Origin of the sequence: Dyella acidisoli, assembly GCF_030160295.1 — a bacterium.
GTDB lineage: Bacteria > Pseudomonadota > Gammaproteobacteria > Xanthomonadales > Rhodanobacteraceae > Dyella_B > Dyella_B acidisoli.
In genome coordinates this window covers 1-16,295 of record NZ_BSOB01000026.1, presented here as the reverse complement: position 1 = coordinate 16,295, position 16,295 = coordinate 1, and the positions used below count along the sequence as shown (strand labels likewise).

General features: G+C 59.4%; 11 protein-coding genes. 3 read left to right on the top strand and 8 right to left on the bottom strand.

The features are described from left to right. Positions 1-104 precede the first annotated feature (104 nt). The 4 genes from QQJ86_RS14725 to QQJ86_RS14710 all read right to left on the bottom strand — a co-directional run bounded on the left by QQJ86_RS14725 (position 105) and on the right by QQJ86_RS14710 (position 4,352). A complete protein-coding gene (locus tag QQJ86_RS14725) occupies positions 105-434 on the bottom strand; it encodes a TfoX/Sxy family protein (RefSeq protein ID WP_284321725.1) in 330 nt (109 codons plus the stop codon). A gap of 106 nt (positions 435-540) precedes the next feature. Then, the gene (locus tag QQJ86_RS14720) at positions 541-3,417 is read right to left on the bottom strand and encodes a type 2 lanthipeptide synthetase LanM family protein (RefSeq protein WP_284321724.1); all 2,877 of its coding nucleotides are present in this window, start codon (positions 3,415-3,417) and stop codon (positions 541-543) included. Between the two features lie 6 nt (positions 3,418-3,423). Further along, positions 3,424-3,627, bottom strand: coding sequence for a DUF6229 family protein (locus tag QQJ86_RS14715; protein WP_284321723.1), 204 nt, complete (start codon positions 3,625-3,627; stop codon positions 3,424-3,426). Positions 3,628-3,878: 251 nt separating this feature from the next. Beyond that, a complete protein-coding gene (locus tag QQJ86_RS14710) occupies positions 3,879-4,352 on the bottom strand; it encodes an Lrp/AsnC family transcriptional regulator (RefSeq protein ID WP_284321722.1) in 474 nt (157 codons plus the stop codon). A gap of 166 nt (positions 4,353-4,518) precedes the next feature. Here QQJ86_RS14710 and ald point away from each other — a divergent pair, with 166 nt between their 5' ends. Continuing rightward, the gene (ald, locus tag QQJ86_RS14705; RefSeq protein WP_284321721.1) at positions 4,519-5,637 is read left to right on the top strand and encodes an alanine dehydrogenase; all 1,119 of its coding nucleotides are present in this window, start codon (positions 4,519-4,521) and stop codon (positions 5,635-5,637) included. A 225-nt stretch (positions 5,638-5,862) separates the two neighbouring features. Further along, entirely contained in the window at positions 5,863-6,522 is a 660-nt protein-coding gene (locus tag QQJ86_RS14700; protein ID WP_284321720.1) for a glutathione S-transferase family protein, read from the top strand. 97 nt (positions 6,523-6,619) lie between these two features. On the opposite strand, the gene QQJ86_RS14695 is transcribed toward QQJ86_RS14700, so the two are convergent. The 3 genes from QQJ86_RS14695 to QQJ86_RS14685 all read right to left on the bottom strand — a co-directional run bounded on the left by QQJ86_RS14695 (position 6,620) and on the right by QQJ86_RS14685 (position 10,031). After that, the gene (locus QQJ86_RS14695; protein WP_284321719.1) at positions 6,620-7,003 is read right to left on the bottom strand and encodes a KGG domain-containing protein; all 384 of its coding nucleotides are present in this window, start codon (positions 7,001-7,003) and stop codon (positions 6,620-6,622) included. Between the two features lie 197 nt (positions 7,004-7,200). Next, on the bottom strand, positions 7,201-9,609 hold the full coding sequence (locus QQJ86_RS14690; protein ID WP_284321718.1) for a heavy metal translocating P-type ATPase: 2,409 nt from the start codon (positions 9,607-9,609) through the stop codon (positions 7,201-7,203). After that, positions 9,606-10,031: a heavy metal-responsive transcriptional regulator gene (locus QQJ86_RS14685; RefSeq protein ID WP_284321717.1), complete on the bottom strand. Its 426-nt coding sequence runs from the start codon at positions 10,029-10,031 to the stop codon at positions 9,606-9,608. The genes QQJ86_RS14690 and QQJ86_RS14685 overlap by 4 nt, the downstream gene beginning before the upstream one ends. Positions 10,032-10,410: 379 nt before the next feature. Between QQJ86_RS14685 and QQJ86_RS14680 the strand changes: the two genes are divergently transcribed. Then, on the top strand, positions 10,411-12,183 hold the full coding sequence (locus QQJ86_RS14680; RefSeq protein WP_284321726.1) for a chloride channel protein: 1,773 nt from the start codon (positions 10,411-10,413) through the stop codon (positions 12,181-12,183). An 88-nt stretch (positions 12,184-12,271) separates the two neighbouring features. Here the strand turns inward: QQJ86_RS14680 and QQJ86_RS14675 are convergent, their stop codons facing one another. Further along, positions 12,272-15,391: a TonB-dependent receptor gene (locus QQJ86_RS14675; protein ID WP_284321716.1), complete on the bottom strand. Its 3,120-nt coding sequence runs from the start codon at positions 15,389-15,391 to the stop codon at positions 12,272-12,274. Positions 15,392-16,295 lie beyond the last annotated feature (904 nt).

The following is a 16,295-nucleotide window of genomic DNA, read 5'->3' as shown; positions in this document are numbered from 1 at the left end:
CATGGACTCGCCCTCGCTCGTTACAGAACGGTGGATAGTTTTACTCTCCACCGCTGGCCCATGAGGCCTTATTTAGCGCGGGGGCGAGTCCATGTAATTACGACTCACTTTTTTGGAAGCGACTGAACAAAGGCAAGCGCTGCATCCAACAATTTTCGACGCAAGGCATCGTCGCCATAAGCTTCCGGCGCCGCACGTACCCAACCATGCATGCGACGCTCGCCCATGCTCATCGGAACGATGCCGCGCAGCTTCAATGCCCAGGCATCCTTGTCCTTGCCGAGTCGCACCAGCAATCCATCACTGCGGGCGCCGCATAAAAGATTGCCGTTCACCAGCCATGCCCAACCACCGAACATGGCTTTTTCGGTGAGACCGCGCTCTCCTTGCAGATCTTCGCTCAACAGTGCTTCGAGCCCTTGGTCGCGTGCCATTGTCGACCTACCTCTTTGTTGATCCATGGCAATGCCGTAGGTTGAGGTGCAAACCCCAACATCCTGATGCATGCACGCATGGCCATGCGGGGGGGTGCACCCTAACCTACGACCCGATCATCAATATCGATGGCAAGCGGCTCTCCGGATGCATCCGCAGCAACTGATAGGCAATGCCGCCTACGCCGGCCATCAACCCAGGCACGAATACTTCCTTAGTCAAGCCGCAGGAGGGGCCGTGCTCTTCCAGGCTCGACAGTATCCGTGCCATCAGGCTTTCACGCGTCATGCCGGCCAGCTCCACGCCGCGGGCCATGAGCTGATCCAACAACTCCCACGCACCGAGATCGCCGTGACATAAGCAATGGTTCCAACCGAGGCCCATACGTATCGTCGTCGCCGCCGCGCGACGCAACAGGAGTTCGGTACGTGGATGGTTAAATTTGGGATCGAGATCCAGATGCGCCAGTCCGATACCCATCGAACCATGGCACCACACGGCCGCAATCTTGGGCCCACCCAGATTGCGCAGATCTATCCAGCTCTGTTCTTCTTCGTCGAAGGTGGCATCTTCGAAGCGGAACGCCGCTTGCGCCAATGCCTCAAAGCGGCTTTCGCCCGTTGCGCGCGCCAGCTTGCTAAGCGCCCAGCCGACGCCGGTTACGCCGTGCGAATAGCCACCAAGGCCCTCCGGCCACATTTGCGGCTGCACCCAACACGCACGATCGCCGTCATGCCGTGCCAGTTCGCGCAATTGATCGCCGATCTGGATGGCGATCTCTAGAAAGCGCGGGTTGTGCGTGTATTCGGCCAGTGCCAGCAAGGGCGGAATGGCGCCTGCGCGACCGGAGAGAATGTCGTTCATGTCATCGGCAGTGGCCGCTTCCAGCATGCCTTCGGCCAAGACAGTCGCACGCTGCAGTTCATCGCTGCTGTGATTGCTCCACTGCGCCAGCATCAGCAGCGTCCAGATTTGCGCCCCTAAACCGAGGTAGGCACCAGGCGTCGGCGGACGCACTTTGATGTCGCCGTGCGAAGTATTGGCCAGTTGCTCTTCACTCAAGCGCAAGGTGTGCTGAATCGCGCCGGAAAGTTCTTCGATACCGGCAACCGGATCTGCGCGGCCCGCACGCGTCTCACGCACGTACGCAGCGGCAAGCAGCGCGACGCCGGACAGACCGCCGTACAAATCCACGCCGAGCAACTGCACCGACCAGCCGGTGGGATTGAGCACCGGTGCAATCCAGGCGACGCTGCCGTCATCGCCGCGAATGGCGTGCTTCACCAAGCCCTGCATGATGCGCGCGGCCTGCGCACGGCGCCGTGCGTCCAGATCTCCACTGCGAATCACGGCAGGCGCAAGCGTACCCAAGTGCGATGTCCATCCATCGTTGAGGTAGGCGCTGACCATCGCGGCACGGATCACATTGCGCTCGAACGCGAAATCGGAAGCACGCCAATGCTTCAACGCTGCCTGGGCCAGGTGGTTCGGTTGCAACCATTTGACGCCGCGTGAACCTTCCAATTGGCCGTCGCTTACACGCGTGCTGAAAAAAGGAATGTCGCCGACCAGCAGATCCTCTATTTCGCTTTCGATCACCTCAGGATCACTTGGCGCCGAAACGACGTTGGCCGCCATGCTCGCCAACAGATGCCGCGCGCGCTGCCTGGCTTGTGCTTCGTTGTGCAAGGACACCGGATGCCACAGCATGCGGGCAATTTCGGCATAGGCTTCGGTGGCCCTCAACACTACGCGCACGCGGCAATCGTCGAAGGCACGCAAGCGCGGCTCCAAGGCGCCTGCCGTGTCGAGCCGCCGCAGCGTAGCGGTCAGTTGATCGAAAGCCTCCAGCGCCTGCGGCCAATAAGTCGCCAGAGCCGGCTCAGGGCTGGGATGATTTTGCGCAATCGGCACGGGCACCATGGTGGTGCCGAGATAAGCCTCGTCGGTGCCGGCTTTCAAAATCGCCGGTTGCGGCATCATCGGCTGCTGGCCGGGCAGCAAACCAATTCCGGAATAATCAACGCCACGCCATCCCAGTGTCTGTGCACGCCCCGGCAACAGGCCGATATTGAGCACGGTGCCGGCTATCAGCGAGGAGGCATAATCGAGCGCCTTGCCGAAACCCGAAGGCGGCATGGCGATCTTCGGCGTGAAGAGGGTTTCGCAATCGACGACTACTGGCGTGTCGCCGTGCGCGATCAGATTTTCCGCATGCAGGTCGCTGGCACCGAGCAAATGCATGATCGCCAGCCAATGACCGATACCGCGATAGAAACCGCTCAATTCATCATGGTCGGCGGCGTAGCGATGTTCGACAAATTCGCCCCATCCGTAATCATCGCGATCAACGACACGCGGTACGCGAATATTCAACGCACTGCCATGCTCCTTCGCCAATGCGTTGATGAAATCTTGCAGGCTTACATCGATCGCCATCGAGCGTGGCTTGTAAACCACGCGTCCACCCTCGCAGCGAAGCAGGGCTACGGTGAAACCGCCGCGATGGCTATCACCTGCGCCAAAACTCAGTTCTGTCAGTTCACCAACATGCGTGCCGCACAACGCATTGAGACTGGCGCGGTCGGCTACCCATCGTCTGGCAAACAACAACGACGCGTCGCACCGGTTGCGCACGATGCATTCGACTCGTTGCAGCAGCGAGGGATAGTGCTCCGCCTGCTCCTCCCAAAACGAAAACTGCGCGGAGAGTTCGAGAAACTCATGCCATCGTTCAGCCCCATCCGCACCGTTCAAGCGCTCGCTTACACGCGCGGCATTCAGTTCAAGCAGAAGCAGTCGCGTAAGCTTCCCATGCAACACACTGCAAAGCGATTCCCGGGTTTCATCCAGGATGATTTCGCGCTCGCGCGACGAGAGCTCAGGAATAAGCACAAGCTGGGTTGCCAGCCTGCCCAGCGAAGGCGCAAGCAGACAACCCAGCGATGCGGTGAAATTATCGGTAAAACTTTTGAATGCCACTGCGAATCAGCAGCACGGATGACCCGCGGAACCGGAACAAACCGTACCGCACCGGCCCGAATTGCACGCGATGTTCAGAGTGATCGTATTGGATTTGGAAGTGATGTCGGATTCGGCAAACTCGCCGCTGACATAAAGCGGACCAGCAGGGCTGTTCTCGTCCGCGTGATTGCGCCAATGATTGATCTGTTCCTGTGAAGCGTTGAGCATGACTTTCTCCTCACCTTGGTGAAAGGGATGTTGAAACCAACATGGTTTGCTCACACACGAAAACGGCTTCATTGCGAAGCCGTTGCGAACATATAGACCAAGCACTCATAAGCGGTCAACGACTTTTCATAAGACTTCACGTCGTCATCACGTTATTAAACGTCTTGCGCGATTCATAAGAATCTCGCAAGTTGCTATGAAAGCTCATAGGTTGGGGTGCAACCCCCAACATCACTTATGCACATCATCATTCACACCGGCAACGCAGTAGTGCGCTTCACCGTACGCAAAGCCAGCGTCGACTGCACGCGTACCACGCCCGGTAGTTGCGTAAGGATCTCGGTGTGGATGCGCTCGAAGTCGACAGAGTCGGCGTACGCCACACGCACCATGTAATCCGCCGCTCCGGCGAGCAAACAGCATTCGGTGACTTCGGGGTGCTTCTGGATAGCCTCCTCGAAGGCATCCAAGGCCGCACGGCCTTGCTGGTCGAGGGTAACCAGCACGAAGGCCGTGCCTGACAGGCCCGCCTTTTTTTCATCCAGCAGCATGACGTAGCGGGAAATCAGACCGTGGTCTTCCAGCAGCTTCACCCGCCGCAGGCAGGCCGAGGGGGAAAGATTGATGCGCATGGCCAGTTCCGCATTGGCCAAACGACCGTCTTCCTGCAGCAGTCTGAGGATGGCTCGGTCCCGGTCATCCAGGGGGAAATTAGGGTTCGTCATAAATTCTACGTTTTCATCGAAACTTGGCAGTCAATGCGAAAAATGACCGGATTTCATGTCGTAATAAGCGAGAAATTGCGCAACACCTCGATCATACTGCGCGCCGCGCCGATCACGGAAGGCTGGCGCAGCAACCTTCCCCCACCATCTGTCGAGAGAGCGAGTCATGCGCATCGGTGTACCGAAAGAGATCAAGAACCATGAATACCGTGTGGGCCTGGTCCCATCGTCTGTGCAGGAATTGGTACACAACGGCCATCAGGTGATGGTGCAGAAGGACGCCGGCATGGGCGCTGGCCTGTCCGACGCTGACTACGTCGCCGCTGGCGCCACCATTGTGGAAAGCGCCGACCAGATCTTTGCCGAAGCCGACATGATCGTGAAGGTGAAGGAGCCGCTGGCAGTGGAGCGCAAAAAGCTGCGCAAAGGCCAGATTCTCTTCACTTACCTGCACCTGGCACCCGATGCGGAGCAGACCCGCGACCTGATCGATTCCGGCGCCATCTGCATCGCCTATGAAACCGTCACTGCAGCCAACGGCTCGCTGCCGCTGCTGACGCCGATGTCGGAAGTGGCCGGCCGCCTCGCTCCGCAGGTCGGTGCGCATTCGCTCGAGAAGGCCCAAGGTGGACGCGGCGTGCTGCTGGGCGGCGTGCCCGGCGTGCCGGCGGCTGAAGTGGTGATTCTCGGCGGCGGCGTGTCCGGCACGCACGCGGCCACTATCGCGGTGGGCATGGGCGCGAAAGTGACGGTGGTGGATCGCTCGGCCGAAGCGCTCAAGCGCCTTGCCACGCAGTTTGGCACCTCCATCTCCACCGTGTTCTCCACCCGTTCGGCGATCGAAGAACTGGTGCGCCGCGCGGACCTGCTGATCGGTACGGTGCTCGTGCCCGGCGCTGCGGCGCCCAAGCTGGTGACGCACGACATGGTGCGCACGATGAAGCCGGGTTCGGTGATCGTGGACGTGGCCATCGACCAGGGCGGCTGTGTGGAAACCTCGCACGCCACTACGCATTCCGATCCCACCTACGTGGTGGACGGCGTGGTGCACTACTGCGTCGCCAACATGCCGGGCGCGGTGGCCCGGACGTCCACGTTCGCGCTCAACAGCGTGACGCTGCCGTTCACGCTGGCGCTGGCCAACCATGGCTGGAAGAAGGCGCTGCAGCAGGACGTGCATCTGCGCAACGGTCTGAATGTGTTCGAAGGCAAGGTCACTTGCGAACCGGTCGCACAAGCACACAACTTGCCGTATGTGAAGGCGGAAAGCGTGCTGGGCATGTAATGCCGAGTACGAACCCCTCTCCCTCCGGGAGAGGGGTTGGGGTGAGGGTACGATCAGGGCGTGATGGCAGAACTTGCGTGAGAAGTCGTCACTGCGCTTCGCCCGAACCCTCCCCCGCCTCTCGGGCCCCTCTCCCGAAGGAAGAAGGATTCACTCAGGAAGATTGTTGTCGATTCCCCTCCATCTCGTTCGTCGCCGGATAAAGCCCCCTCACGGAGCCCGTCGATGAACCTGAAGCTATACGCCCACCCTTTCTCCGCCTACTGCCAAAAAGTGCTCATCGCACTTTACGAAAACGGCATTCCCTTCGAGTGGCGCACGCTGTCGAATGAGCAACCGGAGAACTACGCCGAGTTCGCGGCGATGTGGCCGATCAAGCGCTTTCCGCTGCTGATCGATGGCGGCCGGCCGATCACGGAATCGAGCATCATCATCGAGCACCTCGCCCTGCACTATCCGGGGCCGGTGTCGCTACTGCCTGCGAACGCACGTGATGCGCTCGAAGTACGGCATCTGGATCGCTTCTTCGATCATTACATTTCCACGCCAGTACAGAAGATCGTGTTCGACGCCATGCGCTCGGAAAACGAGCACGATTTATATGGCGTGCGCGAAGCGCGAGAGGCGCTCGACACTGCCTACGCGTGGCTGGACAAAACCCTGGCAGGCCGCGAATGGGTTGCCGGCGACAGCTTTAGTTTGGCCGATTGCAGTGCTGCGCCGTCGCTGCTCTATGCAGACTGGACGCATCGCATCGATCCGGCCTTCAGCAACCTCATCGCCTATCGCAAGCGCTTGCTTGCGCGCCCGTCGTTCGCGCGTGCCGTGGACGAGGCGCGGCCGTATCGCTCATTTTTCCCGCTGGGTGCACCGGATCGCGATTGAGCCTGGAACGACCTGCCACGCATAGCGTCTTCACGATGTTGACGCCGACGTAAAGCGATTCCCTCCCCTGCACTTAGGGGAGGGAGAACGTCGCGGTTCAGACGTTCTTGTGATCTTGCCCGCCGGCTTCACCTTGCCGCTCGCTAGTGGTATCGCGAGAGCGTGCATGCGAGCCGCCGCCGTGGCTGCGCTCACCACCCTTGCGACCGATGTCTGCCATGTGTCCACGATCTCCACTGACCGCCTCGCCACCTTTCTGGCCGATGGCCGACATGTGCTCACGATTCTGACTCACCGCTTCGCCGCCCTTGCGGCCCGCCTTACGCGCTTCCTGTGAGGAGAACTCGTGCGCGTGACCGCTCTCGTGGGCCGCACGCCCACCCTGACTGGCGATCTCGCGTTGCCGCGCTTCGTCCATGCCGGCGAATCCACGCCCGCCTCCCTGTCCTCCACGGTTGTTGCCTGAACTTTGATTTGCCATTGCTAAGACTCCAAAAAACCCTGACAGCGCACGGCACGCTTCCGTGCCGTACAGAGAGATCATGACGATACTCATCTGTATCTGAAGTCTTGATGCAGTGAAAAAAATTTCAACGTCAGCTAACAAACGCCTGGCGGGCTGTTTGTAGGTTGGGTTAGCGCAGCGTAACCCAACACAATCGAAGCAGCATTGCTGGGTTACGCTCCGCTAACCCAACCTACGGAAGCTCCCCGCAATCGCAACGCATTTCCCACCACCGACACCGACGACAAGCTCATCGCCAGCGCAGCAATCATCGGCGACAACGTGATACCGAACAGCGGATACAACACACCCGCCGCCAGCGGCACGCCCAGCGCGTTGTAGATGAACGCAAAGAACAAATTCTGGCGAATATTGCGCACCGTCGCTTTCGACAACGCGCGTGCACGCAGAATGCCGCCGAGCTGCCCTTTCACTAACGTCACTTGCGCGGTTTCCATCGCCACATCCGTGCCATGGCCCATCGCGATGCCGATATCGGCGACAGCCAACGCGGGGGCATCGTTGATCCCGTCGCCGGCCATGGCCACGCGCTGGCCTTGCTTGCGCAAAGCTTCGATCACGGCAGCTTTGCCGGCTGGCGAAACCTCAGCATGGACTTCGTCAATCGCCAATGCTCGCGCAACCGCATTTGCCGTCGTGGCGTGATCACCCGTAAGCATCACGATGCGCAAGCCGGCTGCGTTCAAACTCAGGAGCGCTTGCGGCGTGTCCTGCTTGATGCGATCACTCACGCTGAATACGCCGGCCACTTTACCGTCGATGGCCAGGAACATCACGGTTGCGCCCTCACCGCGCAAATCCTCCGCTTTTGCGAGTGCGTCTGCTTCCAGCGATATGCCCAGTTGCTCCATCAGCGACGCATTGCCGAAGGCCAGCCGATGACCCTGCACCTGCCCGCTGACGCCACCACCTACGTGAGCCCGAAAGTCGATGGTCGCGGGATCGACAACTGCGGGAATGTCGACACCTTCTTCCCTGGCTGCGCCAATAATCGCCTTGCCCAGCGGGTGCTCGCTCGCTTGTTCCAGGCTGGCCGCCAAGGCGAGCAGTTGTTTGCGCTCGTAATGATCGAATACCTCGATGGACTTGAGCGAAGGCTTGCCTTCGGTCAGCGTGCCGGTCTTGTCCAGCACCAGCGTGTCGACATAACGCATCGTTTCGATCGCGGCAGCATCTTTGAACAGCAATCCTTGCTGTGCGCCGCGACCGCTGGCCACCATGATCGAAATAGGCGTAGCGAGACCCAACGCACATGGACAAGCGATGATGAGCACCGATACGGCAGCGATCAGCGCATGCGCCAAGCGCGGCTCAGGCCCGAGCAATGCCCAACCAGCGAAGGCGAGTACGGCGACGGCGATGACAACCGGCACGAACCACGCAGCCACGCGATCGGCGACTCGCTGCAACGGTGCCTTGCTACGTTGCGCCTGCGCCACCTGCGCAACGATCTGTGACAGCACGGTGGATGCGCCGACTTTCACCACACGCATGGTCAACGCGCCTTGCTGATTGACCGTACCACCAGTGAGCGGATCGCCTTCGTCTTTCGTCACCGGCATGGATTCGCCGGTGAGCATGGATTCGTCCACTTGGCTGTGGCCGCTCAGCACGACACCGTCCACCGGCACTTTCTCGCCGGGTCGAATGCGCAACACGTCACCGGCCATCACCTCGTCCAGCGGCACATCTTGCTCTTCGCCCTTCGACAAGCGGCGTGCCGTCTTGGGTACCAGGCCCAACAAGGCTTTCAGCGCGGCGCTGGTACGCCGGCGCGCACGCCATTCCAGGAAATCGCCGAGTGTCACCAATGTCACGATCACCGCGGCAGATTCGAAATACACACCGACTTGGCCGTGCATGTCGCGAAAACCTGCTGGAAACATCTGTGGCACCAGAAACGCGAACGCGCTGTAGAGCCACGCCACGCCTGTGCCCAATGCGATCAGCGTGTACATGTTCGGTTGCCACGGTTTGAGCGAACGCCACCCACGTGCGAAGAACGGTGCGCCACCCCATAGCACTATCACGCTGGCAAGCAAGGCTTCGCTCCATCCCGCCATGCCCGACCACGCGTGCGGTACATGCACACCTGCATGGGGGAGCATGGCCAGCAGAAACACCGGCACCGTCAACATGATCAATAGCCACAACCGACGCCATGCTGCTCGCGCTTCGTCGGTGTCGTCTTCATCCAGGCTGGGCATCATCGGCTCCAGCGCCATGCCGCATTTCGGGCAGTCGCCGGGGTGATCCTGTTGCACCTCAGGATGCATGGGACAGGTGTAGGTCGCACCTGGGATGGCAATCGCAGGCTCATGGTGTTCGTGCTTATGCATCGCATGCGTAGACGAATGTATAGCCATCGTCTTCGGCGCGTTCTGCGCATAACGTGCAGGCTCTGCATCGAACTTCGCCTTGCAGCCCGCACAGCAGAAATAAAACGTCTCGCCGGCATAATCACTGCGATGCTTGGCGCCGGTCGTATCCACGCTCATGCCGCAGATCGGATCGCGCGCCTTGCCGTCCTCCGCGTGGCAGCACGCATGTTGAGCGCTCATGCCTGCGGCTCCTCGTCAGCCAGTGCGCGCAAGATCGGGCAATGCTCCGGATCGCCATGCCCAGGACACGCCTGGATCAGCTGCTGCAAGCCTTTGCGGATACGCATGAGCTCGGCGATGCGTGTTTCGATGCTCGCCAGCCGTTGTTCCGCACGCTTGCGCACCGCCTTCACGCCACCGCGGCGATCGGACGACAACGCCAGCAGATCGCGGATTTCCTCCAGCGTGAAGCCGAGCTCTTTGGCTCGGCGGATGAAGCGCAGCCGGCTGACCGCCGTTTCGTTGTAGCTGCGATAGCCGGATGCGCGACGCAGCGGCTCAGGCAGCAAGCCTTCGCGCTCGTAGTAGCGGATGGTGTCGATGGGAACGCCGGCGCGCTTGGCGACGGTACCGATGGTCAGGGAGGGGGTTGGCGTGTTCATGGGGAAAGTCTAGACCTTTGATCAAGGTCCAGAGTCAAGCCCGCTCTACTCCCTCTCCCCTCCGGGGAGAGGGTTGGGGTGAGGGGCAAACCTCGCGGCAAACTTGCCTCTTCCGCCTTAAAGCTCGCATAGCAGATCGCGCGAATAACGTGCCTTATGGCAACCGCATCCCCTCACCCCAACCCTCTCCCCAAAGGGGAGAGGGAGAAAAACGCGGAGGCGATTCATTTTCCAGCCAGCTACCGCACGCGCATCCCGGTAACCTTGCCGCGCATTCAAGGGGTTCTTCATCAACATGCATTCATCCAGTACAGATCCGCACAGCCGCGCGTCGCTTCCGCTTGCACCGTCACTCGATCCCACCCTTGCCGACGCGCATATGCCGCGGCAGTTCCGGCCGCTGGATTGGCGCGTGCTGTGGATCAGCTTTGTCGCCATGCTGCTGGGCGCGGCGGTCTCGGTCGTCGCCAAATTCCTGACCGCCTTGATCGGCCTTATTACCAATCTCGCTTTTTACGGTCGGTGGAGCTACGACTTCAGCAGCCCGGCGGGCAATCATCTCGGCTTATGGGTGATCGTGATTCCCGTGATGGGCGGCCTGATCGTCGGCGTGATGGCGCGCTGGGGCTCACGCGCGATCCGCGGTCACGGCATTCCCGAAGCGATGGAACAGGTACTGCTCAACGAAAGCCGCATTCCGCCACGCATCACCTGGCTGAAACCGGTTTCCTCGGCGATCGCCATCGGTACCGGCGGACCATTCGGTGCGGAAGGCCCGATCATCGCCACCGGCGGCGCACTCGGTTCACTGATCGCGCAGTTGATGCACGTGACGGCCGATGAGCGGAAGACATTGCTCGCTGCCGGTGCAGCTGCCGGCATGGCGGCGGTCTTCTCGGCACCGATTTCCGCCGTGCTGCTGGCGATCGAGTTGCTGTTGTTCGAACGCCGCGCGCGTTCGCTGATTCCGGTGGCGCTTGGCGCCACGGTGGGTACCGGCTTCCGTTACCTGCTGGAAGGCAATGCACCGATGTTCCCGATGCCGCAGGTCGCCACGCCCACCCTGCCCGCCATCGCAGCTTATGTTGTGCTGGGCTTGATCGTGGGCGTCATCAGCGTGGGCATTACGCGCCTTACCTATGCCATCGAGGATCACTTCGAAAAACTGCCCATCCATTGGATGTGGTGGCCTGCACTGGGTGGCATCGTCGTCGGCGTGGTGGGTTATTTCGCGCCGCTGACGTTGGGCGTGGGCTACAGCAACATTTCCTCGGTGCTGAGCGGGCAAATCGGCCTTGGCGCCATGCTTGCGCTATGCCTGCTGAAACTGCTGTCGTGGTCGATCGCACTAGGCAGCGGTACATCCGGCGGTACGCTTGCACCGCTCTTCACCATCGGCAGCGCGATCGGCGGCGTACTAGGCATAACACTTGCCAGTGTTGCGCCTTGGCTGCAGATAGACCCGCACATGGCGGCACTCGTGTGCATGGCGGCGATCTTCGCGGGTGCGTCGCGCGCGTTTCTCACCTCCGTGGTGTTCGCATTCGAAACCACGCAACAACCGCACGGCTTGCTGCCGCTACTCGGTGCATGTGCAGCTGCTTATCTTATTTCCGGCTTGCTGATGCGCAATACGATCATGACGGAGAAGATCGTGCGCCGCGGCGTGCGCGTACCTTCCGATTATGCGGCCGATTATCTGGATCAGATTTTCGTGCGCGACGCCTGCAGTCGTAATGTAGTGAGCCTGCGTGCCGACGACACAGTGAAAACCGTGCGCAACTGGCTGGCTTCCGAAGGTGTAGCCACCAAGCATCAGGGTTTTCCTGTGCTCGATACGAACGGCCAGCTGCTCGGCGTAGTGACACGGCGGCAGCTGTATGACGCGGCATTGGCAGACGATGCACACGTGCGCTCGCTGGTCCATCGCGCCCCGCTGGTGGTACGCGAAGACCACACCTTGCGCGAAGCCGCCGATCACATGGTGGAGTGGGAGGTCGGGCGCCTGGTGGTCGTAGGCAAGAATGCACCGCACAACATGGTGGGCATCATCACGCGTGGCGATCTGCTTGCAGCACATGCGCGCAGGCTGCGTGAGGCGCGGCATGCATCGCGTCATCTGGATTTAGGAATGAAGCCTGCGGCGAAGTGATGTTGCCCCCCAACAAAAAAGGCCACCGGAATCCGGCGGCCTTTTTTGTTGGAACATGAAATGGCGGAATGCCATTTCATGCTGTCGCTTACCAATCGTAAGTAACGCCGAGCTGCACCGTACGTGGCGCCTCCACCGTACTGTTGTAGCCAAAATAGGCCGATTTGTAGAGCGCATTGGGCGCCGCCGACGTACCGTAGTTCGGATTGACGAACAGCAGCTTCTGCTCGTTCGTGACATTGCGCACCTGCAACTGGAAACCCAGCTTCTTGCCCGCCCATTCTGGACGGTATTCCAGCGCCAGATCCAGCGTATGCAGCCAGGGTGTATAACCGCTGGTGCCGGGCGGCGACGGCATACCGCCACACCAGTGATAACCACCGCCGTAACCGGCCGGGTCGGTTTCTTGCGTGCCGTAGTAACCCAGACATTGCTCAGGCGTGCCCGAAGCCAGCGTCAGCACACCGCTGACCGACCACTCCGGCAAGAATTGATAGGTGCCATACGCCTTCAACGCATGTTTGCGTGAATTGGTTTGCGGACCATTGGAGTATTCCATCAACTGGCCAAAGTCCCACTGCGTGGTGGCCGAAACCGAAGTACCGCCCTGGCCAGTCTGCGACTGCACGACACCCTCACTGGTGCCGTAACTCTTGGAATACATGTAATCAATCTTGCCCCACCACTTACCGTCCCACGGATGCTCCAGGAACAACTCCAGCGAGTAGTAATTGCGATAGGCGCGCGGGAAGCCCAACTGCGACGGCGAAACCCAGGCCGAGGCATGGCCGCCGTTGGAATTGGCGGCAGTGATCAGGTTGCTTGAGCCCGGATTGATCAGAATGCTGCCATTGACCACCAACGGACCGCAGTTGGCTGCAGTCGAACCGGCCGTCTGATTGGCCAAGCCGGGATTCTGAGCCAGCAACGCGTTACAGATCGCGTAAGGTCCTTCGGCGGTGTCATCCACGATGCGACCCAGCTTGGTCCAGGTGGCTGTCACACCATAGTTCCAAGCAGGATTGATCTGCTGCTGGAAACCCAACACGTAGGAATCCTGATATTCCGCGCCCAGGTTGCGCGAAGCGATCGTCGAAGGATCAAGCGGCTGACCGTACGCGTAGTTGCCGGATACCGGTACGTTGTAACCGGATGTCAAACCATACGAATAGATCGGCTGAAGCCCCGTCGGCACACCGTTCGGCTGGATGCCGGTATAGGTGTAGTAGACCCGGGTGTATGTCGACGCAGCTGCCTCACGCAGCGCCACGCCTGAGGGCAGCGCCAGGTAATAACGGCCAGCATTGGCGAACAGCTTCATGCTGGAATCGCCCATGATGTCCCAGGAGAATCCCAAGCGCGGCGCCCATTGCGGTTTGGTCAGGCGTACGTACGGTTGGTTGTCGGGGTTGTAGTTGGTGAATGCCTCGTTGCGCACACCGATGTTCAACAGCATGTTCGGCGTAACCTGCCACGTATCTTTCAGGTATTGCGCGCGCTGCTGCACTTGCACCGTCGACTGGTTGACGAAGATATATTGGTCAACCCAGTACTTCGAATTGATGGGGCCTACGTACGGGCTGACGTTGGGGCTGGTACCAACGATCGGCACACCAGGATTGGTTGCTCCGTACTCCCACGCATAACCCGGACCGGTCATAACCGTACCGTCGTCAACGTCGCGCGTGGTCTGGTTATCGATACCTGCCTGCAACGTGTGGTCGCCCAGCTTGTAAGTCAGGCCGACACGCAGGTTGATGTTTTCCGATTTGTGGTTCGGGTTGCTGAGGTTGGAACTGGGATTGCTGCTGACGCAGGCCTGAGACGGACACAGCGCCGGGTTCTGGTTTTGGGGGCTGAAAATCGTGGGGTCGGAAACCTGGCCCGGCTGATTGGTGTAATAGATGCCGTCCATCTTGCCGAGCAAGGCATCTAAGGTGAGGTTATCGGTGATGTACGACGTGAACTTGGCACTATAGATATTGAACGTACTTTTGCTCGACTGCTGATAACCAGAGAAGTCGCCCACGCTGTGAGTGGCGTAGTTGTACGTGTCCCTTGTGCCATTGAATTCATCCGACGATCTCACGCCGGTAAAGGACAGGATGTTCGAATCGGTGATGTTCCAATCCAGCTTGGCGTAGTACTTCGGATAGGAAGAGTGATTGTTATCCTGATACGGAGCGGTAACCGGCGTTACCGTCGTGTAGTTGTAATGATCCGCCTCCACGGCCAGGAAGAAGAACAGCTTGTCCTTGATCAACGGACCGCCGACATAAGCGTCGTAGATCTGCTCCCATCCACTGTTACCGTTGCGGTAGTCGTACACCTTGCCGTAGTACTGCGGCGTCAGCGGGTTTTCGTAATACATGTTCTTTACGTTGCCCTGCAGATCCGAAGGCCGCCAGAACATGGCTCCGCCGAATTGCCAGGTATTGGTACCGCTCTTGCCGACCTGACTGATCACGCCGCCGGTGGAGCGGCCATACTCCGGTCCATAACCGTTAGTCAGCGTTTCCTGCTGCGCAACTGCGCCATACGGCAGCGTGATGCCACCGGAGTTACCGAGCGGGTCGGAGGTGTTGAAGCCGTTGATGTAGTAGGCGTTCTCGGCCGTCGACGAACCGCCGAACGAAACCAGCCGCTCACCCGTTGGGCCGTTACCCAACGAACCAGAGCCTGGCACCGTACCCGGCGCCAACAGCGCGATGGCCGCACCGCTGCGCTGCAGCGGTAGCTGCTTGAGCTGCGCGGCGGTGACCACTGTGGATTCCTGGGTGGAACTGACGTCGATAGCCGGCAACGCGTTGGCCGTTACCGTGACCGACGACAGGTTTTGCGCGTTGGTCGCTGCACCCGCGGCAGCAGCCGCGAAGTTGATCGTCACGGCACCGGCAGCCGGAGCCGTCACGCCATGCTTAGTGTCAATCACCGCACCGTTTTGCAGCAGGCTTACGTCGTACGTGCCTACCGGCAGCGTGATGCTGTAGCGCCCCGACTTGTCGACCGGCACGGTGCGGTCAAAACCCGAACCGCCGACAATCCGCACCGTTTCGCCACTGGCGACCGGCGCCTGACCGAAAATCGTACCGTTGGTGGACTGTGCACCAACACCACCCGAAAACCCCAACCCCATGACAATCGCCACGGCCAATGCGCTATGACGCACAGGCGATTTGCATGCCGAAGCAAGCGTTTTAACGCTCATACACCCTCCCCTTGCAACTGATTTACTTAGTGGATTTATTAGAAAACAGCGGAAAATGTCACCGATGAAACTGAAAAATCTCAACGATGATCATTTATAAAATGAGGCACTAAATGACCATATAAAATCAATATATTTTCCGACACTCACAATGATTAATTCAGCACAATGCTCAATCACGCCATTTCGTATGAGAAGTCAAGAAAATCCCAGGTAAAATCGACGTAAATAAGATTCATGCGCTAACACCGTGCGAATTTCGTCATTCATTATGAAAAAAATGGCACAACTGACATCTTCAAATCATAAAAATGGGCGCCTTAAATTTCATGCTTAAACAATATGCAATTTTCTATGGACAATATGCTTAATTAGGCATAATGACTAAATAAAAGCCTGATTTAGCGTCTCGCCTCAGCCGGTCATTTCGAGCATTGGACCATTGCCTGCGGCGCTTTCGGTCCCTAAAGGGCCCGAGTCACTTTTCTTTGCTGGCCCAAAGAAAAGTAACCCAAAGAAATGGCCTAAAAGGCTCACAGCATGGGGAAGGTAAAAGCCTGAACGTGTGTGGCTAGATAGGTCGTTGGCCGCCCATGGTTCAACGTCCCCGCTATACCGCGAGGCGTCGAAGCGCTGAGGACTTAAAGCAGATCGGGCAGATCTCAGCCAAGCTCAACCTGTCGGAGGGCGCGCTTTAAGCCCTCACTGCTTCGACGCCTCGCGGTATAGCGGGGTGGTGGAAGCGTGGCCCGCCAACGATCAAAGCAAGGCGTCATCCTTCAAGCTTGTAACTTCCACTCGCCATGAGCTCTTCAGGCCATTTCTTTGGGTTGGCGGAGTCAATCTAGAAGTGCATCATCAATCTTCTGCGCCAGATCATCGCGACCGAGCGCCCGCATAAACA

What these genes read in the sequence shown, in the direction of transcription:
- QQJ86_RS14695 (WP_284321719.1), bottom strand. Translation starts at nt 7,003, where the DNA reads ATGGCAAATCAAAGTTCAGGCAACAACCGTGGAGGACAGGGAGGCGGG.
- QQJ86_RS14700 (WP_284321720.1), top strand. Translation starts at nt 5,863, where the DNA reads ATGAACCTGAAGCTATACGCCCACCCTTTCTCCGCCTACTGCCAAAAA.
- QQJ86_RS14675 (WP_284321716.1), bottom strand. Translation starts at nt 15,391, where the DNA reads ATGAGCGTTAAAACGCTTGCTTCGGCATGCAAATCGCCTGTGCGTCAT.
- QQJ86_RS14685 (WP_284321717.1), bottom strand. Translation starts at nt 10,031, where the DNA reads ATGAACACGCCAACCCCCTCCCTGACCATCGGTACCGTCGCCAAGCGC.
- QQJ86_RS14715 (WP_284321723.1), bottom strand. Translation starts at nt 3,627, where the DNA reads ATGCTCAACGCTTCACAGGAACAGATCAATCATTGGCGCAATCACGCG.
- QQJ86_RS14725 (WP_284321725.1), bottom strand. Translation starts at nt 434, where the DNA reads ATGGCACGCGACCAAGGGCTCGAAGCACTGTTGAGCGAAGATCTGCAA.
- QQJ86_RS14690 (WP_284321718.1), bottom strand. Translation starts at nt 9,609, where the DNA reads ATGAGCGCTCAACATGCGTGCTGCCACGCGGAGGACGGCAAGGCGCGC.
- QQJ86_RS14680 (WP_284321726.1), top strand. Translation starts at nt 10,411, where the DNA reads ATGCCGCGGCAGTTCCGGCCGCTGGATTGGCGCGTGCTGTGGATCAGC.
- QQJ86_RS14710 (WP_284321722.1), bottom strand. Translation starts at nt 4,352, where the DNA reads ATGACGAACCCTAATTTCCCCCTGGATGACCGGGACCGAGCCATCCTC.
- ald (WP_284321721.1), top strand. Translation starts at nt 4,519, where the DNA reads ATGCGCATCGGTGTACCGAAAGAGATCAAGAACCATGAATACCGTGTG.